Genomic DNA, 23,321 nt, shown 5'->3' with positions numbered 1-23,321 from the left:
GGCCAGCCTCGGCCTCCCAGCGGCACTCAGAGAGTGCTGCGGCTCCTGAGTGAAACCTCACAGCGCATCGGAGCCGATGTCTCCCACTGGCTCACCCCACCCCGAACCGGTTCACCCGTAGTGTTAAGGCCGGTAGTACGAGTACGGCCACACGAGGGTCGCGCGGCTTACCTCGTGACGGTTAGGACTTTCTGACCTCTCGCGATTCTTCGCCAACCCCGTCAAAGAAACTACAGGAGAAGGATCCAACGGCCTTGGTCGCGACAGCGTCGATGGTTCCGCCCACAGCGGCTCCGACCAGCGGCACCCCCTTGCCGAGCGTGACGACAGCGCGCGTGGTGCCGTACTTCGCCACGAGGTAGAAGCCGACCTTCTTGTTGACCTTGCGGATCACCCTGATGGGGATGCGCTTGATGATGGTCATCGTGTACTTGGTGCTGACCGTGATACCGACCTGCTTGAGTACCTCGGTTCCGGCGTTGCCCAGCAGGCACATGAGGACGGCGGTCCGTACCTCCTCGCTCTTGAGGTCGTGGCCATAGACGTGGGCGATCGAGGCAGCCAGATGGGTTTGGATCAGGTAACTCGCGCCGAGGTTGGCCGGCAACGTCGCCGGCATGACTATGAAACCCCCAAGACTGGTAACCGCACCCTGACTACCCGCCACAAGGCAGTGGTTGCGGATGAGCCGTGCGACAGCTTGCTCCCGTGTACGCCCCTCGAGCGCGCCCAGGGCAGACTCCTGCGCGCTCTTGAACGGACCGAACCCGTCCATGCCCAGGCGTAGGAGCTGTTCGACGAGTCCTTGCCCTACTCGAGCAAGGCCAGTGGCCGGCTCTTCGGCCTCGGTCGCGCCAGACATCGGGAGTTCCCTTCCAAAAGAAGTACGCTCTTCCTGACACTACAGAAGTCACCCGGAGCCGTGCCGGTTTGATCACGCCGCTGGCCTGTCCCACCTGCGGCGCTCTGGCCAGCGCGAACCTGGCAAGTGGTGCCAGGTGCTGCACGGGACTCACAGCCCTCCGATCCGCCAGTGACATATCCAATTCACCCACCACCGGTCCGTTCTACCCCTACGATCCGATCATGGCGATGCAACGCGTGGACTGGGAAGCGCATGGCTGGGGAATCAGAATATCAACACCAGAAGAACTTTTCAGGCTCATCAGCCATATTGCACTCCTGTCGAGTGATCGAACCTACGCCTGGCGTGGCCAGAATGATGCAGCGTGGCCTCTCACCTCATCCTTGATTCGGCAGGTCGAAGCCTCGGGAGAGGTAACGGAAGAGACACTTCGAGCACGAGAGCTCAAAATCCTGGAAGAGGCTCGGAGGTGGGGACTGGGCCGCGACCTTGGGGCCTCCGCTACCGACATGCACATGCTGGCCGTGCTTCAGCACCATGGAGTTCCGACGCGCCTCCTCGACGTCACCGCCAACCCTATGACGGCTCTTCGGATCTGCGGGTGGTGAGGACGTGCTGACCTCCTACCCAGGGGTCAGACCCGCAGCGCGACCATCCGCTCGTACAGCTGCCCGATGACGCTGCGATCCCCGCGCAGGAACCGGCTGAACAGGCCCGCGGCTAGCGGGTCGGTCAGGGCCAGCTCGAGTAGCTCGCGCACGGCTGGGTCGTCGAGGTGGTCACCGTGCCCACCGATCTGCAGGCTGGTGATCATCCACCGCATCGCGGTCGCATCGTCGACCAGACCGCCCTCAGGTCGGCAGCCGTGTAAGCAGGGCATCGAGGCCGTCGCACCCCACAGCCGACAGATGGTGGGGCGGATGGCGTGCACGCTGCACCGCCCCGTCCCGAACGTCCGCGTCAGTGCCGGACACGCTCCGTCGGGTGTGGGGGCGTCGAGGTCGACGCCGGCGTCCAGCAGGCGGCGCCGTTCGGCGGTGGAGGCGTCGATGTGCTCACCGCAGGAGGCCTCGCACAGGCCCAGGCAGGACAGCGCCGGCAGCTGGGCGTACAGCTCCTCCAGCTCCTCAATGGCCGCCTCGAGCTCGCGATGGCCAGGCGATGGACGGCGGGGACTCACGCACCCATCATCGGGTCCGCCTTCACCGCTCCGGGCCGCGCGGACGGCAGCTGCTGGCCGCGACTTCGCGGGGTCCCGCTTTGGGTCGATTTTGGGGCAGGTGACAGTTCCCGCACCGCGGGATGACCGTGCGCTGCGCGCACCGCGGGATGACCGTGCGCTGCGCGCACCGCGGGATGACCGTGCGCTGCGCGCACCGCGGGATGACCGTGCGCTGCGCGCACCGCGGGATGACCGTGAAGTCCGCAAGGGGCCCCGACCAGGGCGCGTTGTCTGCGAGGTTGGACCTGTGATCTGGCTACTGCCCCTCGCGCTGACGGTAGGCCTGTCGATCTGGGTGGGCGCACGACTGGTTCGCGCCAATGCACCCGGCAAGATGCCGATCTTCAGCGGCGCTTTCACCCGGCCCCCCGGCTACGCCTGGACCCAGGCCCTGCTTCTGGTCATGGCGATGGTGACGGCCTATACCCGCGAGAAGGGACTGTCCCAGACGCAGGCAACGTCGTGGGTGTTCGGAGTGCTGGCCGCCTACGTTCCCTTCCTGCTGGTGATCTTGCTGCACAACGTTCGTTCTGGTGGAGGGCCGCGCGACGACCGGTGATGGCTGCTGCTAGACAAGACCGCGAGGTCGCCGAGCGCGCGGACGGCGGGATGACCGTGCGGTGGTGAGTTGGCGCTCACTCAGCGATGGGACTCAGCTCCTACCGAGCGCTCTGAGGTTCGCGGCCGCCTGAGCGGCGTTGGTGGGATCGCTGTCGTCGAGCAGTTGCCGGGCGATGACCTCATCGTCGGGGTGGTGCACCAGCGTCCACCACCGGACGACGGCTGAGGAGTCTTGGGCCAGGCGCCTGACGAGGTCTGTGGGCAGGTCGGAGGACTTGGCGACGACGCTTCTGACCTCTGAGCGAGGGTCCTGACAGAGCTGCTCCAACAAGGCAGCGGTGACGGGTGAGAGCGCCTCCTTCCGGAAGAATCGCGCGGTGCCGGCGTTCGCGGCTGCCGATGCTCGCACCCGGGGGCTGGGGTCTGAGGCTAGCTGCATCAGAACGATGGGCTCCACGGTCGTCTCGGCGAGGTCGGCTCTCAGCACGACCGCGGGGTGGCCGAGGATCAGTTGGACAGTCGCCGCGGAAAGTCGATCTCCTAGCTGCGCGACGTTGCGGCCCACGTCGTTGGGCGCATCGTTGAGGGCTGCTTCGTGTACTCGCGCCGTGGCGGCCGTGTTGGTGGCGGCCTCGTTGCGCACAGCCCAGGTTCGGTCCTCGAGGAGGCCCAGGAGGACGGCTTCAGGGCAGGCGGTGTTGGCCGCCAGTGCGCGGCGGACGGCTGCGGAGCGGTCATGGGCCAGGTGTTCGGCGACGGGCTGGGTGAGGTCGCCGCGCTGAGCGAGGCCCTCGCGGACGCGCGGGCTCTGATCGTCGGCCCACTGCCATTGTTCCTCAGGAGCGAGAGGGTCCGCGGTGACGTCTCGCAGGCGTTGCTGCAGGACCGGGTGTGCACCATCGTCCGTACCCCGCGGCCATGACGTTGCCGGGCTCGTCGACGGAGTCGGACACGATGGCGTCACCGGTGTACACCCGGGCTCGCGGCGTGACCCAGGGTAGCTACCTTTCCGTCTCATACGTACTGGAAGTGGTACGCTTACGCCATCAAACTGTCTTGTGAGAGCCGCGGGTGGGGGTGCGACAGCATGAGCTACCGGCAGACCCTGCGCTGGCGCGCCTTCGACACCCACGGCGTCATCACCATCCCCGACGCCGACCGCCTCGGCGTGCCCGCAGTAGAGCTGCGCAAGCTCGCCCACCGCGGCGCCCTTGAACGCCTCGGCCATGGCATCTACCGCATGACCGAGGTCCCCCCCACCCCGCTGAGCGAGTACGCCGAAGCGGTCGCCCTCGCCGGCCCGCACGCCGTCATCGCCGACGACGCTGTCCTGGCCCTGCACGACCTCGCCCTGGTCAACCCCCGTCGTATCACTGTGGCCACCCCCGACCGCATCCGCGCCACCCTGCCCCCCACCATTCACCTCATCCGCCGCCACCTGAGCCCGGAGGAGGTCACGGACATCGACGGCGTCCCGGCCATGACCATCCCCGCTGCCCTACGCGCCTGTCGCGACCACGTCATGACCGACCGCCTCACCCAGGCCGTCCACGACGCCCGCGAACGCCGCCTGATTGATCAGGACAGCGCTGCACGGCTGCTGGCTGAGCTGGGTGCAGATCGGGGTGGTCAGGACGAGCAGGGTTATCGGGGCGCAGAGGGTAAGCAGTCGGGTCGGAGGAGAAGCGGCGGGGTTCTTGCCGGTACAACTGCTGCGACCAGCGCCGCCGTCACCGCCGGTTCCACAGGCGTAACCACGACCGGGACCACGACCAGAACCACGACCAGAACCACGACCAGAACTCCGGCCGAACGTCCGACAGCGACCAGCACCGAGGTCACCCTGTGAGCACCCGCCCCTCCCCTGCTGACCCCGGCAGCCTCTCGGTCCTGCAGCGGCGCATCACCACCGCCGCCCGTACCCGGGCGCAGACCACCAGCCGCCTGCAGGTCACCATCGCCCAGATCGTCGTCGCCCAGCTTCTGCCCGGTGGGGCTATCAAGGGTGGTGCCGGGATGAAGTTGCGTTTGGGCGATGCCTTCACTCGCGACAGCCGAGATCTGGACACCGCCGTGCGCGAGGACGTCGACGTCTTCGTCACCGAGCTCGCCACCGCGTTGGAGACCGGCTGGGGCAACTTCACCGGTCGCGTGATCCCCGGCGTGTCCCCTATCCCCGCCGGGGTGCCCACCGGCTACGTCATGCGCCCCTTCACCATCAAGCTGCGCTACCACGGCAAGGCCTTCCTCAGCCTGCCCCTGGAGATCGGCTACGACGAACTCAACGCCCTCGGCGGCCCCCTCGAACACCACCTCGCCGACGACGTCACCACCCTCTTCGCCGACCTCGGCCTCCCCGCCCCCGGGCCAGTCCGCCTGCTCCCAGCGGCCCTGCAGATCGCGCAGAAAATCCACGCCTGCACCGCACCCGGCAGTGAACGCGCCCACGACCTCGTCGACCTGCAACTACTCGCCCCCGGCGCAGACGACCCCGAAGTCGCCCAAGCAGTGCAACGTCTGTTCGCCTTCCGCCGCGACCACCCCCTCCCGGCCGCTGTCACCCCCGGACCCGGGTGGGACAGCCGCTACACCGACGCCGCCACCGGCCTGGACGTCCACCCCACCCTCGAAGAGGCCACCGCCTGGACCAACGCCTACCTTCAGCGGCTCGCTACCCACCTGAGCTGAGCACCACAAACCGAATCAGGGGCAAACCCATGAAGAGCCGGGGGGCACTGAGGTTGGCCACCGTTGACCGGACCTGGAAGCTTGCGCCGGAGGTCGAAGCTCTGTCCAATGCCATTGCTCGGCGCCAGATTGAGGACGTCGACGTGGCCGGCTGCGTGATCCACTCCGATCGCGGGTCGCAATTTCGGTCAAGGAATTCGTCCGGGCGCTGGGCCGTCATGGCCTGGTTGGCTCCATGGGGCGCGTCGGGGCGGCCGGGGACAACGCGACGACGGGAAGCTTCTTCGAACTGCTACAGAACAACGTATTGGACTGGCAGTCCTGGCCTAGGCGGGAGGAGGTGCGGATCGCGATCGTGACGTGGATCGAGCGGATATACCACCGGCGCCGTCGGCAGAGCGGGTTGGGCCGGTCGACCCCTATCGAGTACGAGACCATCATGACCTCGTCGGTTGCCCTGACCGCGTGACGTAGCTGTCACCTGATCATGCAGCAGACCCGTGGATCTGGCAGCGACTTCCTGCAGCTAGACCCCGCCAGCGCCCCGGCCCGGGGTCGCTCGATGTGGCTGGCGGCTCGCCTGCGAGAGGCGATCACCACCGGGCAGGTCCCTGACGGTGCGCCGCTACCGGCCACCCGCGTCCTGGCCGCTGACCTGGGCTGGGCCCGCGGCGTGGTGGTGCAGGCCTATCAACGCCTCGGCGAGGAAGGTCTCACCTCTGGTCGAGCGCGAGCAGGCACCCGCGTCCGTCGGCCATCGGCCCACCCGCACGATCCACGACCTGGCCCCTCATCCCGCACGGCCGCTCCGCGAACCCCGACGGGGTCACCAGCAAGGTCACCAGCAAGGTCATCAGCAAGGTCGCCCGCAGGACAGCCGTCGGCGCACACCACCCCGACGATCCTGGACCTGACCCCGGCGTCCCGGACCTGACCCGCTTCCCCCGCGCGCCCTGGTTGCGCGCCGAGCGCAATGCCCTGCACGCCGCCGACGCCAGCGTCCTGCGCTACGGCGGGCCGGCCGGCGACCTGGGGCTGCGACAGCAGCTGGTCTCCTGGCTGGCTGTGCACCGCGGCATCAGCACCACCCCCGAGGACGTCATCGTCGTGGCGGGAGTTGCCCAAGCCCTGGCCCTGACCGCTCACGTCCTGCGCCGGCGCGGGCTGGACGGCATCGGGGTCGAGGACCCCGGCAGCCGCGGCGCCCGCGACGAACTCACCTACTGGGGCCTTCGCCCCGTCCCGGTCCCCGTCGACGAGCACGGCGCGCGCACCGACCTGCTCGCCACGCTCCTGCCCCCACGTCAGCCCACCGCGACCCACCCAACTCCAGCAGCAGACCTCACGCAGTACGCGCGGCGGTCGTGCTCACTCCCGCCCACCAGTACCCGACCGGAGTCGCGCTCAGCGCGTCACGGCGCCAGAAGCTGCTGCAGTGGGCCAGCGAGCACGACGGGTTGATCGTGGAGGACGACTACGACGCCGAACACCGCTACGACCGCAGCCCTGTCGCTTCGGTGCATGCTGCGGCCCCGGATCGGGTGCTGCACACAGGCAGCGTCTCCAAGACCCTGGCCCCCGCGCTGCGTCTGGGCTGGATCGTGGCACCGACCTGGCTGCGCGACGAACTGCTGGAAGCCAAGCACGCCAGCGACATCGCCAGCCCGCTACTGCCGCAGCTGGCGTTGGCGCAGATGCTCACCGACGGCAGCTACGAACGGCACCTGCGCCTGACCCGCCGTCACCAGCGCGGACGGCGCGACGAGTTCGTCGCAGCCTTGCGAAAGGCCCTGCCCGGCGCCCGCGTCAGCGGCCTGGACGCCGGCCTGCACCTCGTCCTGAACCTGAACGGGTATGACCTCGACGAGGTGGAACTCACCGACCGCTTGGGCCGCCAGGGCGTCCTGGTCGACCCCCTCAACCGACACCGAGTGCGGCCAGGCCACCCGGGACTGGTCCTCGGCTACGCAGGACTCACCCCACAACGACTGCGGTCCGCAGCTGACCAGATCGCCACCACCGTCAGCGAGCTCAGCTGAGACTCACCCCGCGGTCGTGGTCACGCCACAGTCAGATCCGAAGAGCCCAACAAGGGGCGGTGGGTGAATTGTCCCCACTCAGATCTGGAGAGCCACCATGTCTGTGATGCAGGTCCGGAGCGCGGGGAGGTTGCTGTACATGGGCCAGTGGCCGCTGTCGCCGATCTCGTAGCTGAGGCCGACAGCCGCGAGCTGGGGCAGGTAGGACAGGTGCCGGTTGTGCGCTCCGTAGACGAAGGTGCGGGGCATCGACAGCGCCAGGAAACGGGCGAGCAGGTCGCCGTGGTCGGACAAGCGCACCAACGAGTTGAAGATCGGCGCGACCGCATCGGGGTGGACCTTGTGCTGCACGCTGGTGGCGTACAGGGCGCTGCCGGGCTCCTCGGACTGCGCGGCACGCTCGGCGAAGCCGGCCATGAAGTCCTTGGGACCCTGGTCGGGGTGGGCGACGATCTGCCGGCTCAGGAAGCAATCCTCGGGGGCGAGGTTGCCCTCGATATCGGTGAACGTCGCGACGCGGGCGTGTTCCTGTTCGGCCAGCAGCAGACCGGTCAGCCCACCCATGGAGTGGCCGATGAGGTGGAACCGGTCGATGCCGGCTGCGTCGAGGGCAGCGAGGGCGACCTGCAGCAGGAACTCGATGCTGAGAGCGGACAGGTCGTTGCAGGTGCTGACGCCGCATCCAGGCGCGTCGTAGGCGAGCACTGGGCGGTCGCTGAGGTGGGGGTGGCGCACGATGTCGGCGTAGTCCTGGGCGGTGCCACCGAAGCCGTGCAGGAACACCAGCGGGGTGCCGGTGCCCTCCCGGTGCAGCGCAGCGAGGTCGACGTCCACCCCGGCGACGGTCAACGGCAGGGAGATGCGGGTTAGGCGCTTGCTCATCGCGACACCTCCACTGACGCTGCCTTCGCCACCGTCACTGCCGTCGCCACCGCCGCGTCTACTGCCGCCTCCACCGGGGTGGTGTGGCTGCTCACCGGCGGCAGGTGGCGGGTCAGCCGCCGGGCGGCGGCGGCCGCAGCAGCTGGGCTGATGGCGAAGCACATCCGCAGGTGGCCGGGGGCGTGAAAGGCCTCACCGGGCACGACCGCCACGCCTGCGTGCTCCAGTAGCCAGTCGGCCAGCTCGACGGTGCTGGCCCAGAGGCCGTCTTGGAGAAGGGCAGTGACGTCGGGGAAGACGAACATGCCCCCAGCGGGTGCAGGGCACTCCACACCCGCGATGTCGTTGAGCGCATCGGTGAGCAGGTCACGATTGCGCCGGTACTGCTGCAGGGCCTCGCGCACGGAAGTCTGGTCGCCAGTGAGTGCGGCTAGGGCTGCGGCCTGGGTGATGTTGGGAACATGGGTGATGGTGCGGGAGATGTGCTGGCGGGCCTCGGTGAGCGGCTGCACGGGCCCGGCGAGCCACCCGATGCGCCAGCCGGTCATCGCATAGGCCTTGGACACGCCGCTGACGATCAGGCACTGCTCACGCAACTGCGGCACCAGGGCCAGCACGTGCGCGACGGGCTCGCCGTAGATGATCTGCTCGTAGACATCGTCGGAGATCACCCACACGCCGTGGGTGAGTGCCCAGTGTGCGATGGCGGTGAGCTGCTCGGCGCTGTACACCGCGCCGCTGGGGTTGGCCGGGCTGGCCAGCACCACAGCCCGGGTCCGCTCGGAGCGGGCTGCTTCGAAGTCCGCTGCGGTGGCGAGGAAGCCGGTGGCGGCGGTGACGGGCACGGAGACGGGTACGCCACCAGTGGCCAGCACGGCGCCTGCGTGGCCGGGCCAGCCGGGCTCGGCGAGCAGGACCTCCTCACCCGGTGCCAGGACGGCCTGCAACGCCAGGGACAGGGCGTGCTTGGTGCCCAGAGCGAGCTGAACGTCACCAGCGGTGAACGCGGGGGTAAGAGCGGGAAGGCGGGCGGCGATCGCGGTGCGCAGCGCAGGTTCACCGGCGGCGGGACCGTAGTGGTGGTTCCCGTGCAGGGCAGCGTGCGCGGCGGCTTCGGTGATGTACGGCGCGGTGGGGGTGTCCGGCTCCCCGGCCGCCAGGCTGATCACGTCGACACCCCGTGCCCGCAGGGCAGCGGCGCGGGCATTGACGGCCAGGATTGCGTTGTCCGAAGGTGCCGTCGCTTCCGTCGTCGAGACCGCCACAGCGGTGTAGGTGGCGTTCACAGAGCACCCCGCGGGTTCAGCCCGTACACCTGCAGGGTGGTGGCGCCGGCCTTCAGCTGGGTGAAGATGTCCTGCTCCTTCGTGGCGCGTTCGTCAGCGGTATGGAGGACGGCGTCCACCCGCTCGGCGGGCAGGACGACGACGCCGTCGGCGTCAGCGACAACGAGGTCGCCGGTGCGGATGAGAAGGCCACCGACGCGGACCGGTCCGGCGAGGTGACCGGGGACGTCCTTGCGGGTGCCGCGCACGCTGCCGCCGCGGGAGAAGACAGGAAAACCCAAGGCAGCCTGCTCGGCGCGGTCTCGGACGCCCCCGTCGATGACGAGACCGAGCAGGTTATGCGCCTGCGCGGCCACAGCCATCACCTCACCCCAGTGCCCGTTGTCCGCACCACCGAGCTCGGCCACCAGGACCGAACCGGCCGGTGCGGCGACCAAGGCCAGGTGCAAGGCGAGGTTGTCTCCACCTGCGCCTTGCACCGTGTACGCCGGGCCAGCCACCCGGGCACCCGGCCAGGCGGCAGTGATCCCGGCGTCCATCGCGACCTCCGGCGGGATGTCACCACCGGTGGTGCGCCACTGCGTGGCGGCCGCCTCCCACAGCGTTGCCGCGGAGTGACCCCGCGCCGCATCAGCGCTGGTCGCCGTGCTCGTCGTCGTTGCCTCGGGGATGGCGCTGGTTGAGGTGCTCATGCGGTCACCTGGTTGCTGTCGCGGGTCTGCAGGGCGTGGTAGCCGTGCTCACGGCGTGCCTGAGTCAGTGAGGATCCCGCCGCCACGGCGGTGAGAATCGCCGCCTCCACCGCCTCGATGCGCTCGGCCAGCTCAGCGACCTCCTCGGCACGCTCGACGGGTACGACGACGACGCCGTCGTCGTCACCGACGACCACATCGCCCGGTCGGATCGTCACGCCGTTGATGCTCACCGGCTCCTGCACCGCATGCAGACGGACCCGGTCCTTGCCGGTGCGCATGAATCGCCCCGCACTCCAGGTGCTGTACCCCACCGCGGCACTGGCTGCGGTGTCGCGACAGACACCGTTGATGACCGTGCCGGCGACCCCGTTGGCCGCCGCGATACGGGTCATGATCCCGCCCCAGACGGTCTCGGTGGTTGAACCACCGTTGTCGATGACCACCACCGCACCAGCGGGAACGTCGTCGAGGAAGTCCCCGACGGTGCCGCCGGAATCGTCGACGGGCTCGTAGCGGGCGGTGAAGGCCGGACCGCAGGCGCTCTGGCCCTCTCGCAGACCACCAAGGCCGTGCAGCGAGCCAGGCAAGCCGAGCCGGTCCAGCGCGTCTGAGACCGCAGCGGTCGGCACCAGCGACAGCCGCGCCTGCACCGGCAGGCGCGGACCCTCCTGTGGGGCAGTCACCTCGTACTGCTGGCCAGCTAGACGCGCATCGTGCATCGCCTGCGCCATCTCCGCCCCCCTGCGCACGTCGGCGGCGATCGCCGCCTCGCGCCCGACGATGGCCTGGGCGCGGGCGATGACCTCCGCCGCATACGCCCGCGGGACGAAGACAACTCCACTGTCGTCGGCGAGCACCAGGTCACCATCGTCCACCGCCACCCCGGCAATCTGCACACGCTCACCGCAGGCTCGCTCACGCAGCCGCCCGCGGGCGGTGCGCGGGGTCACCGCTCGGGCGTAGACCGGAAACCCCAGCGCCTCAGCCTCGGCGACGTCGCGGCAAGCCCCATCGGCGACGACACCGACAACCCCACGGGCGATGCTGCCCAGCGACAGCAGTCCACCCCAGCAGGAGACGTCCTCGCGACCACCGTTGGCGACGACGAGCACGTCACCGGCCCCGGCGGTGGCAATCGCGCGGGTGGCGATGTGCGGGCCGGGCGCCCCACCGGTGTCCGCCTCCAGCTCCACGGTGCGCACCACCCCCACCATGCGAGGGGAGCCCCATCGCGACGTCAGGTGAGCGATGCCCGGCGGCAGACCAAGAAAGTCCAGGGCGTCGCTGAGGACGGTGGAGTCCAGCCAGGCCAGCTGTCGCAGCAGCTCATCCTTGGCTGCACCGGTGGTCGCAGGCCCAGCCGGCGGATCGTTGCGTGTCGTCGTCACCTGTTCAGTGGAGCGCCTTGGGCCCATAGAGTGAAGGTCCGAATAAGACCCGCAGTGAGAGGCTCGGCAGATCAGTGATCGAGGTGCGTGAGGCGCGGTACTTCATTGCCGTCGCCGAAGAGCTGCACTTCGGTCGCGCCGCAGCTCGCCTACACATGTCCCAGCCGCCGCTCTCCCAGACCGTCAAGGGTCTGGAGCAGCGCCTTGGGGTGCGGCTGCTGCATCGCACCACCCGGGAGGTCACCCTCAGCCCGGCTGGGGCGGCACTGTTGCAGCGCTGTCGAGAGCTGGTGCACACCTCCCAAGCAGCCACCGATGCCGCCCGCGCCGCAGCTGGCGGGCAGGTCGGGCGCCTGCGCATTGGCGCGGTCACCTCCGCCTTCCTTGACCCCCTCCCGCAGGTGCTGGCCAGCTTCAGCGCTGAATACCCCAGCGTGGATGTGCAGGTCCGCGAAGTCGACACCCACGACGCCGTGCAGGCGGTACGACGTCGCGAACTCGACATCGCGGTCGTGCGGCAGCTGGCGACCCCGGCCGAGTGCGTGCGCGCCACCCTGCGCAGCGAGCACTTTGTCCTCGTCGTCCCCGCCGCCTGGGCACCCGGCCTCACTGACCCAGAGCACCTCGCCGCCGCCGCCACCCTGCCCTGGATCTGGCTGCCCCGGGAGATCTCTCCCGACTACCACGACCAAGTTGTCGCCTGCTGCCGCGCCGCCGACTTCGCACCCGAGGCACGCCACAGCGCCCGCTCCATCACTAGCCAGCTGGCGATGGTCGCCTGCGGCCTCGGAGTCGCTCTCGTGCCAGAAAGCGCGGCACATCAAGGCTCCCTGCGCGCCGATGTCGTACGCCTCATCCACCTGCAGGGCTCTGCCACCATCGATCTCGCCGCCATCTGGCGTCGAGGAGCCGACGCCCTGGTCAACGGGTTCATCCGCAGCGCACGATCCAGCGAAACTCCTCACACTTCGACGTGAGCGTGACCAGGCCGCCGGCTCACTCACTACCCAGCAGTGAGTCACATTCTCTAGCATGCCAGGAGCCAATCCGTTGGAGCCCTACCGTCGCCGAGAACGGCGCGACCACCGCCGGAACAACCTTGTGAGCGCAACCCGCCTATCGCCGGCGGCCAAGAAATCCAGTTCTCCGTCGTCTACTCCGTCCTGGCTAGCACCGCAGCTCCGGTGTCGGTCGCGAGCGAACCAGGGGGCACACTGTTACCGCGCACACCAGGACGCGTTTACAACTCTGCGACTGGTGCCGCGGCGGTCGAATTAGTCGCCCGGTCCATCTCGGCCCGCTGCAACCACGCCGAAACTTCCCCCGCAGGCATAGGTCTAGCATGGTAGTACCCCTGCGACTCATCCACCCCCAACTCACGCAACAGCTGCAACGTCGCGGGGTCCTCCACCCCCTCCACCAGCATCCGCAACCCCAGGCTGTGCGCAAGGTCCGTGGTGCTCTTGATGATCTGCCCCGTCCGCGGATCACTACTCAGACGCTGAGTGAACGACCGGTCCAGCTTCAACTCCGACGCCGGCAAGTCCTGCAGGTAAGCTAAACTAGAATACCCCGTCCCATAGTCATCGATGCTGACCGCCGCCCCCAGATCCAACAACCGATTAATGGTCTCCCGACTGCGATCCGGGTCCTGCATCAACGTCGTCTCGGTGATCTCCAACACCAGCAGGGCCGGGTCCAGACCAGCCTCCGCCACGATCTGCTCGACCAGTGACGGCAGCTCGGGGTCCAGCAGGCAGCAGGCGGCCAGGTTCACCGAGATTCTCACCGGCCACCCGGCCCGATGCCAGGCCACGGCATCAGCGGTGGCATGGCGCAGCACAGTGATCGTCAGGGCGCCCATGAACCCGTTCTCTTCGGCCAGCTCGAGGAAGACCCCAGGGCCCAGCAATCCACGGACCGGGTGCTGCCAGCGGACCAGTGCCTCCATCCCCGTGACGTGACCGGTGCGGATATCGACCTGCGGCTGGTAGTGGTTCATCAACTCCCCCGCCCCCAGTCCGAAGTCCAGTTCGCGCATCAGCACTTGTTCGGCACGAGCCCGCTCATCAGCGGCCGCGTCGTAACGGGCGACCCCGCCGCCAGCCCGTTTCGCCGAATACATCGCCACATCAGCACGACGCAGCAACTCCTCAGCGCCGACGCCCAGCCAGCTCCCCTGCTCGACCCCGGACACGGGGACCTGCAAGTCAGCCGACTCTGCCGACCAGAGGCCGCCACGGCGTTCCTGCGAAGTAAACCCCGACACAGGAACATGCCCCGTCGAGGCAGACAGGTCTGCATCATCCGACCAACCATCCAGCGGCCAGCTGGCGACGCCGATACTGGCCCCGATCTTCATCGAAACCGACCCTAGCCGCAGGGGCCGGCCCAGTTGTTGCAACACCTCAGTGGCCGCGAACTCCGCCTCTTGCAGCCCCATCCCCGGCAACAGGACGGCGAACTCATCACCACCCAACCGGGCCAGGACTGCCTCGGCCGGAAGCCGTTGAGCGACCCGCACCGCGACTTCCTTCAGCAGCGCGTCACCGTAAGCGTGACCGTAGGAGTCGTTGACCTCCTTGAAGCGGTCCAGATCGATAAGCATCACCGCCACCTTGGCGCTACGGCTTCCAGGACCGGCCTCAGCGGCCAGGGCGAGGTTGAAGGCGCGCCGGTTCGGCAGCTGCGTCAGTTCGTCGGTCAACGCCTGATCGTGGCTGTCACCCAACCGCAACACCTCCCCAAAGACCATGCAGACCTTGACCCCCACGCCTGCCAGTCCCGCCAGGGCCAGGACCGTTGTCGGTGCGGGCAGCTGGTGCAAGCGATCCGCCCCCAGCAGCAACCCGCTGAACAGCAGCATTGCCAGTGGTGAGGCCATTGAGGACCACGCCACCTGCACCCGTCCACTGCTGCGCCGCCCACGATCGAGCGCAGCCACCCCAAGAGCACCAAGTACGCCGAGGTGGGCCAGCCAGATCGCCAGCCCCCACCACGACCCGACCAGGACACCGCACATCCACAGCACGTTCACCCCGTCACCCACCAGCAAAAGCCCGAACGCTACCGCCATCAACGTCACAGCGCGTTCTGAACGCCAGCCCAGGATCGAGCACATCGCCAACGCCACTGAGAACAGCAGCAGACCCAGCATCGGCCGACCAACCAAGGCGACCGTCCCCAAGGTGCCCAATCCGGTGGCCGATCGCACCGGCGCGACAACCCATGCAGCGCACAGCGCGGCCAGCACGGTCGTGGAGTGGACTCCGTCGAACCAGACGCTGGGCAGCAGCTCCCGCACTCGCTGACGCAGAACCATTATCTGCCCGACGTACAACCCGACGTAACCGCACACGCCAGCCACCGCGAGCTGGGCGCGATCGCCCAACGCTTGCAGGCTGCCCGCATGAGACCCGTCCCCGGACATCATCAACACAGCCTGGGGAACCGACAGCAGCAGAACCCCGACAGCGATGCCGACCCAGACCGCACGGTCACGTCGCCAGCGCAGCGGGCCGACGGCGACGGTAACCGCGAACGCCAAGACGCAGGCGACGTAGATCAGCCAGGCCGCGCCATGCCATGCGCCACACGTCAGAGCCACGAGAAGGGCAAGAACCGTAACGGCAGCACGCGTCATCGATGACGTCGACGTTCGACGAACACGTGGTTGAAACAGGGAGCGCACGTTGAGGTTTCGACAGCATGTGCCTACGCACTCAAGCAATACGCGAATTCATCACACGTACGGCCGCGTCTCTGCCTACGCACGCTCGGTCATGTCCATGGCCGCTCGATGCCGTCGAAGACAAAAACGGGTCGAAGACCAGAACAGAGTACCCCGATTGACAAGGGTCAGGTCATCAAGACAGCGGCAACCCCCGGACGCACCCGAGACGGGCCGGCCTCCGATGACCGGGGCCGGTTCTCGGTCAGGTCCACTGCGGTGGTGTACGACGGTCACCGCGTAAGACTCCATGCGATCAGGCCGTCAAGGTCTGCAGCGTGAGGTCAGAGCTCATCTCCCCGACGGTCTCGGAACCCCGTCCGCGACGCCGGGCACCGCAGTGAGGGGCGTCGTCCTCCGCGGAGGAGGTCTGCAGGCCCATCATCTCCCGGTGACCGTCGGCACTGACACCGACGGCATGCATCGCGAGGACACCAGCGAAACGTTGGCGACCCGGCCGCCCCTCGAGAACTCTCAGAACCAGGGCGTCAGCAGCGACGAACATGTACTGCCCGGCGCCGGACGATGGGCGCGCAAGGTCTCGACCTGGGCATCGAGGTCGTTAGCCACCTTACAGACCTGCGACTTCAAGAAACCTCGTGATACCCAGCGACGCAGCGACCTGAGCAGCTTCTCCATACCGCGGGTAGAGACCCCGAGGAGGTAGGCAGCGGCGACGACATGGTCAGCGCTCTCCCGGCCCGGCAACGACGCTGAAGGAGTCAGTTGGGGAAGTAGGACCCGGAACACAGCTTGGCAATCGCGGCGTCGATGGTGCCGACGCGAGTGTCGAACTCGACGAGCGGGCGCGCTGTCGGGAGCCGTTGCAGGAGTTGACCCGGTCTGACGACGAGGCGCCCGTTGGTGGCTCCGCAGACGGCGTCGTCGTCAGCGGACATGAGGGTGTCGATGACCGTTGACATCAGCTGGAGCAGCCGGTCTGGGCGGGCTTGGGCGAGCTGCTGGTCCAGGAAGTGGGCGGGGTCCATCTTGGGGGTTGGCGGTCATCGCGTTGTCCATCCTCGATCTTGGACGAGAACTCAGTTCGGAGCATCACGCGGTGGCCGCCTCACACGTCAGTGGACACGCCCTCAGCCACCGGATCGCCGTACCCCACTCCTGTGGACTCCCTCGAGACGAGTCAATCCCATCTAAGGCCCCCTACTGTCGTTGCCGGTACCCCCGGCAGCCGCCGCCGTTGTTCAGAGCGTGAACCGGGAGACCAGCTGCTGCAGATCGGTGGCGGACCGTGAGACCTCCTGCGCAGCCTGTGCGGTCTGCGCGGCCGCGTCGGTCGTCTGTTCGGTTGCCGCGGCAATCCCCGAAATGTTCGTACTGATGTCCTGCGAGCCGGTGGAGACCTCGGTGACGTTGCGGACCATCTCCGAGGTGGTCGCCGACTGCTCCTCCACCGCGGCCGCGATCGTGGTCTGCAGTCCATCGATGCGGGCAATGATTTCGGCGATCCCTTCGACCGCCGCCGTCGCGGCCTGCGCATCGTCTTGCGTCGCCCCAACGCGAGAGACAATCTGCTCGGTGGCCCGAGCTGTCTGCTGTGCCAGCTCCTTCACCTCCCCGGCAACGACGGCGAAACCCTTACCGGCTTCGCCCGCGCGGGCAGCTTCGATGGTGGCGTTCAAGGCCAGCAGGTTGGTCTGCTCAGCGATGGAGGTAATCAACTTGACTACATCGCCGATCTCCCGACTGGAAGAGCCCAGGCGGTTGATGATGGCGCTAGCTTCACCGGCGGACATGACGGCAGTGCTGGCCGTGGAGGACGCCTCGGCCGTGGCGGCGGCGATCTCGCGGATAGCTGCAGTCATCTCCTCCCCCGCCGCAGCAACAGTGCCGATATTGGCACTGATCTCCTCTGTGGCTGCGGACACGACCTGCGACTGTGCCGCGGAGTCCGAGGCACCGGCTGAAAGTTGCCCGGCAACGCCGGTCAGCTGCTGGGAGGATGCGGCGAGGGTGGCGGAGGTGGCGGTGACCTCCCGCATCAAGGCAGCAAGGTTCTCCATCGAGGTGTTCGTGGCCGCCGCGAGCCGACCGACCTCGTCGCGACTGACGTAGTCCACGCGTTGGTCAAGCCGGCCGTGCGCCAGGCCCTCCACGACGGTCACGGTCTGCGCCAGGGGGCGGGCGATGGAACGGGAGATCAACACGGCCAAAGTGATGGCCAGCGCAATCGCGACGAACCCGGCGCCGAGGAGACCCGCCAGGGCACGGTGGTACTCCCGCGTGCTCTTGGCCGCCAGAGCCGCGGCGTGGTTGGTTTCTGCGCCGGCGAGGGTTTCCACTGCAGCGGACAGCTGCCTGGAGATTGGCCGGACCTCCGTTTCGCGCTGAGCGTTGAACGCGGCCAGGTCTCCGGTCAAGGCGATCGTGACGCTGTTGGCCCGGGCAGTGCGGTACTGGGACAACAGTGTCATGTAGCCTTGCTGCTGAGCGGCCGAAGAGGCAGGGGATGCGGCCAGGTAGGCAGTCCACGCCGCGTCCAAGGCGGTGTCGTCACTGGTGAGGGTCTGCTGCGCGGTCGCCACGGTGGCGGCGTCGGCACTGGCCAAGGCGATATTCGCCACGTCCAACCGGACCTGCAGGTAGGCCGATTCAACCTTCCCAATGGTGCGGGTGGAGGCGATGCCGGAGCCGGAGACAACGTTGAGCCGATCTTGCACGACGTGCAGTTCGTGGGCTCCGAAGCCGATGGCGGCGGCCAGTAGAAAGCTGACGACACCGAACGCGGCGAACAGTTTCGCCGAGACCTTCATGTTTCGCAGAACGCGCATGATCAGATATCGGCTGATACCGCCCAAACCTGAGGCACATACTGTGTCAGGGCCCGGGTTTGATGATGATCTCCAGCCGACCTCCTAAGAGCAGGATGGTTTCCGGGGCTGCCTCCGGGAGGTACCCCGACAAACTGTGTGAGCGGGTGATCCGGGGAGGGCTGTCGATGCTCATCGTGATGCAACGCTCCGCACCGGGTCGCTGAGGCGGCCGCAGGCCGGTTCGATATCAACTCCCGAGACGCAGTGCAACTAGGTCGACCAAGCCGAGATCGATGCCGTCGACCGGCCCGGCAGGAGACAAACGAAGCGGCCCCGTCTTGACGAGTCGGAGCGAGAGAACCGCCTACTGCGCAGTTCAAACCATATCTCACGCCGGGCTTCGGCCTCTTTGCGGCGGGGAGCGGTCGGATCCACCGGCGGCTCCTACGATAACGCGACGACCGAAACGTCCAACTCTCGGTCAAGGCCATGTTCCTCCGCAACCCGTGTCCATCCTGTCGCGACCGTCCCTCGCGGGTCCTGGGCAGGATCAAGCGGTCCGTAGCCGACGACGACGACGGGTACAACACCCGCCGGCTGCTTGGCGAACTCGGCGTGTACCGCCTGTCGAGTTCGAAGACGGGCTTCGCCCACGGTCGCGAAGAGTCCGGGGGGTCACAGTGGCTTGATAGCTACTTGACACTCGCTATGAATCCCGGGGCCTTGACACACCAGACCAACGCCGACCCCAGGACCGCCTTCGCCCGTCGCAGCTCCCGAACCTCCTTCTCCAGCTCGATCAGCCGGGGCCCCTTCGTTAGTCCCGTGCCGGGCCGGTCGACAGCATCGATCTCGGCTTGGTCGACCTAGTTGCACTGCGTCTCGGGAGTCGATATCGAACCGGCCTGCGGCCGCCTCAGCGACCCGGTGCGGAGCGTTGCGTCACGATGAGCATCGGCAACCGTCCCCGTGTCACCCGCTCACACAGTTCGTCGGGGTACCTGCCGGGGGCTGCCCCCGGAAACCCTCCTGCTCTTGGTAGAGTTGCTTGTCGGTCCGTGAAACCTCGGCCTCGACACTTCCTAGCAGTGTTGGTACGCCGCCTTCAGCTCGCTAGCAAGGTGGTCTAAACGCGCGCCGCAGGCCTTCATTTGAGGATGATCCCAGCTGCAGGTGAGGCTGGCCAGGGTCATGGCGGTGGCGAGCCAGCTGTCCAGTACGTCCACGTCTTGACGCTCTGGCGAGTTATGGCCGGCTAGGGACCGGGTGATCCTTGATGCGGCAATAGTTGCCGCGTTCGTGGTCCTCGCCAGCTCCTCGATGAGTTCGCCGATGCGTCGGAATTCGTTGGGGGCGACAGCAGAGTTCACAGACTGGCTTCGGTTGGACTGATCCTGGACAGACGGCTGCTTGTGCTGCTCTGCTCCGACGGTGCCAGGCTTCATATCGCAGCAAGAAGACGTCTTGGGGGTGATAGCTCCACGGCGGCGGCGGGGGATGTTCACAAGGTGAACCGGGCGGTGAGACTCTTGAGGCGGGCTGCGGCCGCTGCTACGTCGGATGCCGTAGTAGCGGTGTGTCCGGCGCTAGTTCTGCTTTGATCAGCTGCGGCGGCTATGGAAGTAATATTGGTGGCGACCTCTTGACTGCCGGTGGCGACCTCGGTGACGTTGCGGACCATCTCGGCAGTGGTCGCCGACTGCTCTTCCACGGCAGCAGCGATGGTGGCTTGCAGAGCATCGACCCGGGTGATGACATCGGAGATCTGCTCGATGGCTGCGGCTGCAGCAGTAGCGTCAGTCTGTGTGGCGGCGACCTTTGCCGTGATGTCCTCGGTGGCGCGAGCGGTCTGCTGGGCCAACTCCTTGACTTCACCGGCGACGACGGCGAAACCCTTCCCCATTTCCCCAGCACGGGCTGCCTCGATCGTGGCGTTCAACGCCAGGAGGTTTGTTTGCTCGGCGATGGTGGTGATGAGTTTGATGACGTCACCGATCTCACGGCTCGAAGTTGAGAGACGTTCGATGGTAGCGCCGGCGCCTTGGGCGGCGGTGACCGCTTCAGTCGCGGCATTGGAGGCCTGCCCGGTAGCTGCTGCGATCTCAGCGATAGCCGAAGTCATCTCTTCACCGGCGGCTGCGACTGTTCCGATCGAGGACGATATCTGCTCGGTCGCGGCGGAAGCAAGCTGGGACCGCGACGCAGAGTCGGCTGCACCGTCGGCGAGTTGGGCTGCAACAGCAGTCATCTCCTCGGAAGAAGAAGCCAGATCAGCGGCATTCTGGTTGATCTCCTGCATTGCTGCGGACATCGAGTCCAGGGACGCGTCGGTGGCCTCGGCCAGGCGTCCTACCTCATCTTTTGCGGCATATCCCACACGGCGGTTCAAGTTCCCTGCCGCCATATCCTCGATGACGTTCACTGCGCGGCTCAACGGGAGCGTGATGGAGCGTGCCACCACGACCGCCACGACGACGGCGATGGCTACAGCAGCTGCGGCGATGGAGATCAACAATGTCAACGCTTGGCGGTACGCTGTGCGACTCTGTTCCGCGGTCTCATTAGCTGCCGAGGTTTCGGCGCCGCTCAGCGTATCCAACGTGGAAATCGTAGCGTTCCCAGCGGGAACGACCGTGGCACTACGCTCGGCAATGTATCCGGCAAAGTCTTTATTCTTGGCAAAGACGATGAGCTTGTCGGCCGCATCGCGGAAGGTCTTGATAGCCAGGCTGGCCTGTTGCTGCTGAGCCCCGGTGGATCTGGGGGAACTGTCGAGGTATTCAGCCCACGCCGCATCAAGGGCTTTCTGATCTTGGTCCAACTTCTCGAGCATCTCCACTGTTCCGGCCTCATCGGGGACGAGGGCGACGTTGGCGATGCCTAGTCGAATGGTGATGAAGGAGGCCTTCACTTGCCCGATAGCCAGGACCGAAGCCATGTCCGAGGACGCGAGCCGGTCCATCTTCACCTGCGCCTGCCCCAAGCGCACTGCTCCGACGGCGGTGATGGTGACGAGCAGCAAGCAGACGAGACCGAAGCCTGCGGTCAGCTTGTGGGCAACCTTCAGGTTGCGCAGTCGGTTCGTCATCGTGGCTCCTGACATCCGGGGGCGGCGGGCGAGCACAGCCAGGCGTTGGAGCGAGAGGGCGCACGTCTAGGCCTGACCTCCACTTCATCGTCGAAACAGACGGCACCTGAAGCGTTTCGACGACGAAATTTTGCCCAGGACGTGAGTCGTTGGCGCGCAGCGAGGAGCAGCTACAGTCCTCCCGTGGCAGTCAAGCGGCGTCAGCCCACCATGGCTGACGTCGGGGCTCTGGCAGGCGTCACTGACCGGACCGTGTCCAACGTCCTCAGCGGCAAGGTTCCGGTGCGTCCGGGGACCCGCGACGCCGTCCTGCAGGCGGTACAGACGCTGGGCTACCAGATGAACCCATCCGCACGTAGTTTGCGGACTGGTCGCACGGGCTTTCTCACGTTAGCTCTGCCGGACCTGACCATCGACTACTTCGCTGAGCTGGCTAACGCGGTCCTGAACGAAGCCGACCGATTGGGCTGGTCGGTCACCGTGCAACAAACCAGCACGCTGCGAGAGCGCGAGCTGAGTCTGGTTTCGGGAGCTGGCCGCAACTTCAGTGATGGGCTGATCCTGCTTCCTCACGCCCTAGATTCGCGGGATCGGAATCTACTCGTGACTGACCTGCCTATGGTGCTCCTTGGGGAGCGCATCTTCGACGGACCCGTTGATCACGTGACGATGAGCAACGTCAAAGCCGCACAGGCCGCCACCGACCATCTATTGAGCATGGGTCGCCGACGCATCGCTGCCGTGGGCCCGAATCCGGCGGATACCACCACAACTGCAGCCACACTTCGCCTCGATGGTTACCGGCAAGCTCTGCGAGATGCAGGCATCGACGTGGACCCGGGACTCATCGCCCCCGCAGTCGCGTGGAATGAGGCGCATGGCGTCAAGGCGGTAGACGCTCTTGTCGACCATGGGGTGGACTTTGATGCAATTTTCTGTTTTAATGACTCGCTAGCCTTTGGAGTCCTGCACGCCCTGAGGCAACGAGGCATCCAGGTCCCGCACCAGGTAGCGGTCGTCGGTTTCGACAACGTCACAGCGACCGCCTATACAAGCCCACCGCTGACGACTATCGACTCCGGTGTCGGCGTTATCGCTCAGACAGCGGTCCAGCGGTTGATTGGCCGCATCCTTGGGACCCTTGACGGCGCCCCAGAAGTCTTCGTAGCGAACTTTTCTCTTGTTCGTCGAGAAAGCACCTGACTCTCCCCTCAGAGCAGCCGTATTGATCGGTGACTCTAGACTGCCGGCTCAACTAATTACGGAACCCAGGCGTATCTGAGCGATCGGGTTGATGGCCTCGGTTTCACCCTTGCCGGTGCCGTACCGTTCTAGGGGTGGTCATCGACGTAGGTTAGCGCCTCGTCACCGATGAAGACACGCCTCCGGGCGCAGGCCTCCTCCAAATGGCACGCCAACCCGGTCACCGATCGGGACTATGACGACGCCCACCTTAATCAACGCCGCCTGCGACATCCCCCACGACGACAGCGGCAGGACCTCGAGGTCGCCTACCGCTTCATGGCCGATGAGCTCGCCAATCGGAGAGCCGTCGCCCTCGGACGCAACTACATCAACCGGCTGTGCAACCTGCCGAAGCTGTCGTCGGCCCCGCGCACAAGAGCCGCTCCGGTTGCCGCCTCGTCTGTCACCAACGTGCCTACTCGGTGCGGTTAGCTAGTCCGTAAGCATTGCCTACCGCAGTGCGCCTCAGGGCTCCCCTCATCGCCGATCTAGCATGTAGACCTCGTCGTCCAGCACCTCCTCTATCCCCAGGAACGCAAGGTCGGAGACGAACCGACGACGAGAGACCGGAGCTTCGTTGCTGTCCCGCAAGTACTGCCCATACACCTCGTCGGTAGACATCTGCCCCGACCAGGCCGGAGCGCTCTTGAACCACTGCACCACAGTAATGTCAGGTGCCGTCTCTGCCTGAGTGGCGGGAACGAGGCCACAGGTGGGACAAGGAGTGTGAGTCATGGGTCTAGTCTCCAGTGTGCCCACCGGCAGCGCGTCAGGCTGGGGTAGTACATCCCAAGCGCGACCTCAGACCATGGTCGTAGCGTCAACACTCTCCGCATCCGCACGAATCTCGTGGTCATCACA

22 protein-coding genes and 2 pseudogenes are annotated in these 23,321 nt (G+C 66.8%); 11 read left to right on the top strand and 13 right to left on the bottom strand.

The window, feature by feature from the left end:
* Positions 1–181 precede the first annotated feature (181 nt).
* The gene (locus tag AB1207_RS22430; RefSeq protein WP_367640882.1) at positions 182–862 is read right to left on the bottom strand and encodes an EcsC family protein; all 681 of its coding nucleotides are present in this window, start codon (positions 860–862) and stop codon (positions 182–184) included.
* Positions 863–1,086: 224 nt separating this feature from the next.
* Between AB1207_RS22430 and AB1207_RS22425 the strand changes: the two genes are divergently transcribed.
* On the top strand, positions 1,087–1,473 hold the full coding sequence (locus tag AB1207_RS22425) for an FRG domain-containing protein (protein ID WP_367640881.1): 387 nt from the start codon (positions 1,087–1,089) through the stop codon (positions 1,471–1,473).
* Between the two features lie 26 nt (positions 1,474–1,499).
* On the opposite strand, the gene AB1207_RS22420 is transcribed toward AB1207_RS22425, so the two are convergent.
* Positions 1,500–2,045 carry a YkgJ family cysteine cluster protein gene (locus AB1207_RS22420; RefSeq protein WP_367640879.1) on the bottom strand — a complete coding sequence of 182 codons (546 nt, stop codon included), beginning with the start codon at positions 2,043–2,045 and terminating at the stop codon, positions 1,500–1,502.
* Between the two features lie 289 nt (positions 2,046–2,334).
* Here AB1207_RS22420 and AB1207_RS22415 point away from each other — a divergent pair, with 289 nt between their 5' ends.
* Positions 2,335–2,646, top strand: a complete 312-nt coding sequence (locus AB1207_RS22415; RefSeq protein ID WP_367640878.1) for a hypothetical protein — start codon at positions 2,335–2,337, stop codon at positions 2,644–2,646.
* A 93-nt stretch (positions 2,647–2,739) separates the two neighbouring features.
* Here AB1207_RS22415 and AB1207_RS22410 read toward each other — a convergent pair whose 3' ends face one another.
* Positions 2,740–3,291: a hypothetical protein gene (locus AB1207_RS22410; RefSeq protein ID WP_367640877.1), complete on the bottom strand. Its 552-nt coding sequence runs from the start codon at positions 3,289–3,291 to the stop codon at positions 2,740–2,742.
* A gap of 93 nt (positions 3,292–3,384) precedes the next feature.
* Between AB1207_RS22410 and AB1207_RS22405 the strand changes: the two genes are divergently transcribed.
* From AB1207_RS22405 to AB1207_RS22375, 7 genes and pseudogenes are all read left to right on the top strand, one after another.
* Positions 3,385–3,570 (top strand): hypothetical protein, encoded by a 186-nt coding sequence (locus AB1207_RS22405; protein WP_367640875.1) that lies wholly within the window; start codon positions 3,385–3,387, stop codon positions 3,568–3,570.
* Positions 3,571–3,735: 165 nt separating this feature from the next.
* On the top strand, positions 3,736–4,497 hold the full coding sequence (locus AB1207_RS22400) for a type IV toxin-antitoxin system AbiEi family antitoxin domain-containing protein (RefSeq protein WP_367640873.1): 762 nt from the start codon (positions 3,736–3,738) through the stop codon (positions 4,495–4,497).
* On the top strand, positions 4,494–5,336 hold the full coding sequence (locus tag AB1207_RS22395; RefSeq protein ID WP_367640872.1) for a nucleotidyl transferase AbiEii/AbiGii toxin family protein: 843 nt from the start codon (positions 4,494–4,496) through the stop codon (positions 5,334–5,336). Before AB1207_RS22400 ends, AB1207_RS22395 begins: the two co-directional genes overlap by 4 nt.
* A 59-nt stretch (positions 5,337–5,395) precedes the next feature.
* Positions 5,396–5,805 (top strand): annotated as a pseudogene (locus AB1207_RS22390) (transposase); the annotation flags it as partial.
* A gap of 18 nt (positions 5,806–5,823) precedes the next feature.
* On the top strand, positions 5,824–6,270 hold the full coding sequence (locus AB1207_RS22385) for a GntR family transcriptional regulator (RefSeq protein WP_367640870.1): 447 nt from the start codon (positions 5,824–5,826) through the stop codon (positions 6,268–6,270).
* 23 nt (positions 6,271–6,293) lie between these two features.
* Positions 6,294–6,797, top strand: a complete 504-nt coding sequence (locus AB1207_RS22380) for an aminotransferase-like domain-containing protein (protein ID WP_367640869.1) — start codon at positions 6,294–6,296, stop codon at positions 6,795–6,797.
* Positions 6,701–7,375, top strand: a complete 675-nt coding sequence (locus tag AB1207_RS22375) for an aminotransferase-like domain-containing protein (RefSeq protein WP_367640868.1) — start codon at positions 6,701–6,703, stop codon at positions 7,373–7,375. Before AB1207_RS22380 ends, AB1207_RS22375 begins: the two co-directional genes overlap by 97 nt.
* 78 nt (positions 7,376–7,453) lie before the next feature.
* Here the strand turns inward: AB1207_RS22375 and AB1207_RS22370 are convergent, their stop codons facing one another.
* From AB1207_RS22370 to AB1207_RS24530, 5 genes and pseudogenes are all read right to left on the bottom strand, one after another.
* A complete protein-coding gene (locus AB1207_RS22370) occupies positions 7,454–8,209 on the bottom strand; it encodes an alpha/beta fold hydrolase (protein ID WP_367640866.1) in 756 nt (251 codons plus the stop codon).
* 44 nt (positions 8,210–8,253) lie between these two features.
* The gene (locus AB1207_RS22365) at positions 8,254–9,543 is read right to left on the bottom strand and encodes an aminotransferase class I/II-fold pyridoxal phosphate-dependent enzyme (protein ID WP_367640865.1); all 1,290 of its coding nucleotides are present in this window, start codon (positions 9,541–9,543) and stop codon (positions 8,254–8,256) included.
* On the bottom strand, positions 9,540–10,235 hold the full coding sequence (locus AB1207_RS22360; RefSeq protein WP_367640863.1) for an RraA family protein: 696 nt from the start codon (positions 10,233–10,235) through the stop codon (positions 9,540–9,542). Before AB1207_RS22360 ends, AB1207_RS22365 begins: the two co-directional genes overlap by 4 nt.
* Positions 10,232–10,957, bottom strand: a complete 726-nt coding sequence (locus tag AB1207_RS24535; RefSeq protein WP_437179006.1) for an RraA family protein — start codon at positions 10,955–10,957, stop codon at positions 10,232–10,234. Before AB1207_RS24535 ends, AB1207_RS22360 begins: the two co-directional genes overlap by 4 nt.
* Positions 10,958–11,080: 123 nt before the next feature.
* A pseudogene (locus AB1207_RS24530) lies at positions 11,081–11,653 on the bottom strand (RraA family protein); the annotation flags it as partial.
* A gap of 47 nt (positions 11,654–11,700) precedes the next feature.
* On the opposite strand from AB1207_RS24530, the gene AB1207_RS22350 reads away from it, so the two are divergent.
* Complete coding sequence (locus AB1207_RS22350; RefSeq protein ID WP_367640861.1) at positions 11,701–12,603, top strand: LysR family transcriptional regulator; 903 nt, start codon at positions 11,701–11,703, stop codon at positions 12,601–12,603.
* Between the two features lie 263 nt (positions 12,604–12,866).
* Here AB1207_RS22350 and AB1207_RS22345 read toward each other — a convergent pair whose 3' ends face one another.
* The 5 genes from AB1207_RS22345 to AB1207_RS22325 form a co-directional block, all read right to left on the bottom strand.
* Positions 12,867–15,269, bottom strand: coding sequence for a putative bifunctional diguanylate cyclase/phosphodiesterase (locus AB1207_RS22345; RefSeq protein ID WP_367640860.1), 2,403 nt, complete (start codon positions 15,267–15,269; stop codon positions 12,867–12,869).
* A gap of 343 nt (positions 15,270–15,612) precedes the next feature.
* Positions 15,613–15,861: a hypothetical protein gene (locus AB1207_RS22340; protein ID WP_367640859.1), complete on the bottom strand. Its 249-nt coding sequence runs from the start codon at positions 15,859–15,861 to the stop codon at positions 15,613–15,615.
* 217 nt (positions 15,862–16,078) lie between these two features.
* Positions 16,079–16,345 (bottom strand): hypothetical protein, encoded by a 267-nt coding sequence (locus AB1207_RS22335; RefSeq protein ID WP_367640858.1) that lies wholly within the window; start codon positions 16,343–16,345, stop codon positions 16,079–16,081.
* 213 nt (positions 16,346–16,558) lie between these two features.
* On the bottom strand, positions 16,559–18,127 hold the full coding sequence (locus tag AB1207_RS22330; protein ID WP_367640857.1) for a methyl-accepting chemotaxis protein: 1,569 nt from the start codon (positions 18,125–18,127) through the stop codon (positions 16,559–16,561).
* A gap of 1,501 nt (positions 18,128–19,628) precedes the next feature.
* A complete protein-coding gene (locus AB1207_RS22325) occupies positions 19,629–21,215 on the bottom strand; it encodes a methyl-accepting chemotaxis protein (RefSeq protein WP_367640856.1) in 1,587 nt (528 codons plus the stop codon).
* Between the two features lie 183 nt (positions 21,216–21,398).
* Between AB1207_RS22325 and AB1207_RS22320 the strand changes: the two genes are divergently transcribed.
* Positions 21,399–22,418, top strand: coding sequence for a LacI family DNA-binding transcriptional regulator (locus tag AB1207_RS22320; protein WP_367640855.1), 1,020 nt, complete (start codon positions 21,399–21,401; stop codon positions 22,416–22,418).
* Positions 22,419–23,321: the final 903 nt, after the last annotated feature.

This window comes from Kineococcus endophyticus (assembly GCF_040796495.1).
Taxonomy (GTDB): Bacteria; Actinomycetota; Actinomycetes; order Actinomycetales; family Kineococcaceae; genus Kineococcus; species Kineococcus endophyticus.
This window is presented reverse-complemented; position numbering and strand designations above follow the sequence as displayed.

Coding starts and splice junctions, on each gene's coding strand:
- AB1207_RS22430 (WP_367640882.1), bottom strand. CDS start 862: ATGTCTGGCGCGACCGAGGCCGAAGAGCCGGCCACTGGCCTTGCTCGA.
- AB1207_RS22425 (WP_367640881.1), top strand. CDS start 1,087: ATGGCGATGCAACGCGTGGACTGGGAAGCGCATGGCTGGGGAATCAGA.
- AB1207_RS22405 (WP_367640875.1), top strand. CDS start 3,385: ATGGGCCAGGTGTTCGGCGACGGGCTGGGTGAGGTCGCCGCGCTGAGC.
- AB1207_RS22400 (WP_367640873.1), top strand. CDS start 3,736: ATGAGCTACCGGCAGACCCTGCGCTGGCGCGCCTTCGACACCCACGGC.
- AB1207_RS22385 (WP_367640870.1), top strand. CDS start 5,824: ATGCAGCAGACCCGTGGATCTGGCAGCGACTTCCTGCAGCTAGACCCC.
- AB1207_RS22360 (WP_367640863.1), bottom strand. CDS start 10,235: ATGAGCACCTCAACCAGCGCCATCCCCGAGGCAACGACGACGAGCACG.
- AB1207_RS24535 (WP_437179006.1), bottom strand. CDS start 10,957: ATGCACGATGCGCGTCTAGCTGGCCAGCAGTACGAGGTGACTGCCCCA.
- AB1207_RS22345 (WP_367640860.1), bottom strand. CDS start 15,269: ATGACGCGTGCTGCCGTTACGGTTCTTGCCCTTCTCGTGGCTCTGACG.
- AB1207_RS22340 (WP_367640859.1), bottom strand. CDS start 15,861: ATGTTCGTCGCTGCTGACGCCCTGGTTCTGAGAGTTCTCGAGGGGCGG.
- AB1207_RS22335 (WP_367640858.1), bottom strand. CDS start 16,345: ATGGACCCCGCCCACTTCCTGGACCAGCAGCTCGCCCAAGCCCGCCCA.
- AB1207_RS22330 (WP_367640857.1), bottom strand. CDS start 18,127: ATGAAGGTCTCGGCGAAACTGTTCGCCGCGTTCGGTGTCGTCAGCTTT.
- AB1207_RS22325 (WP_367640856.1), bottom strand. CDS start 21,215: ATGACGAACCGACTGCGCAACCTGAAGGTTGCCCACAAGCTGACCGCA.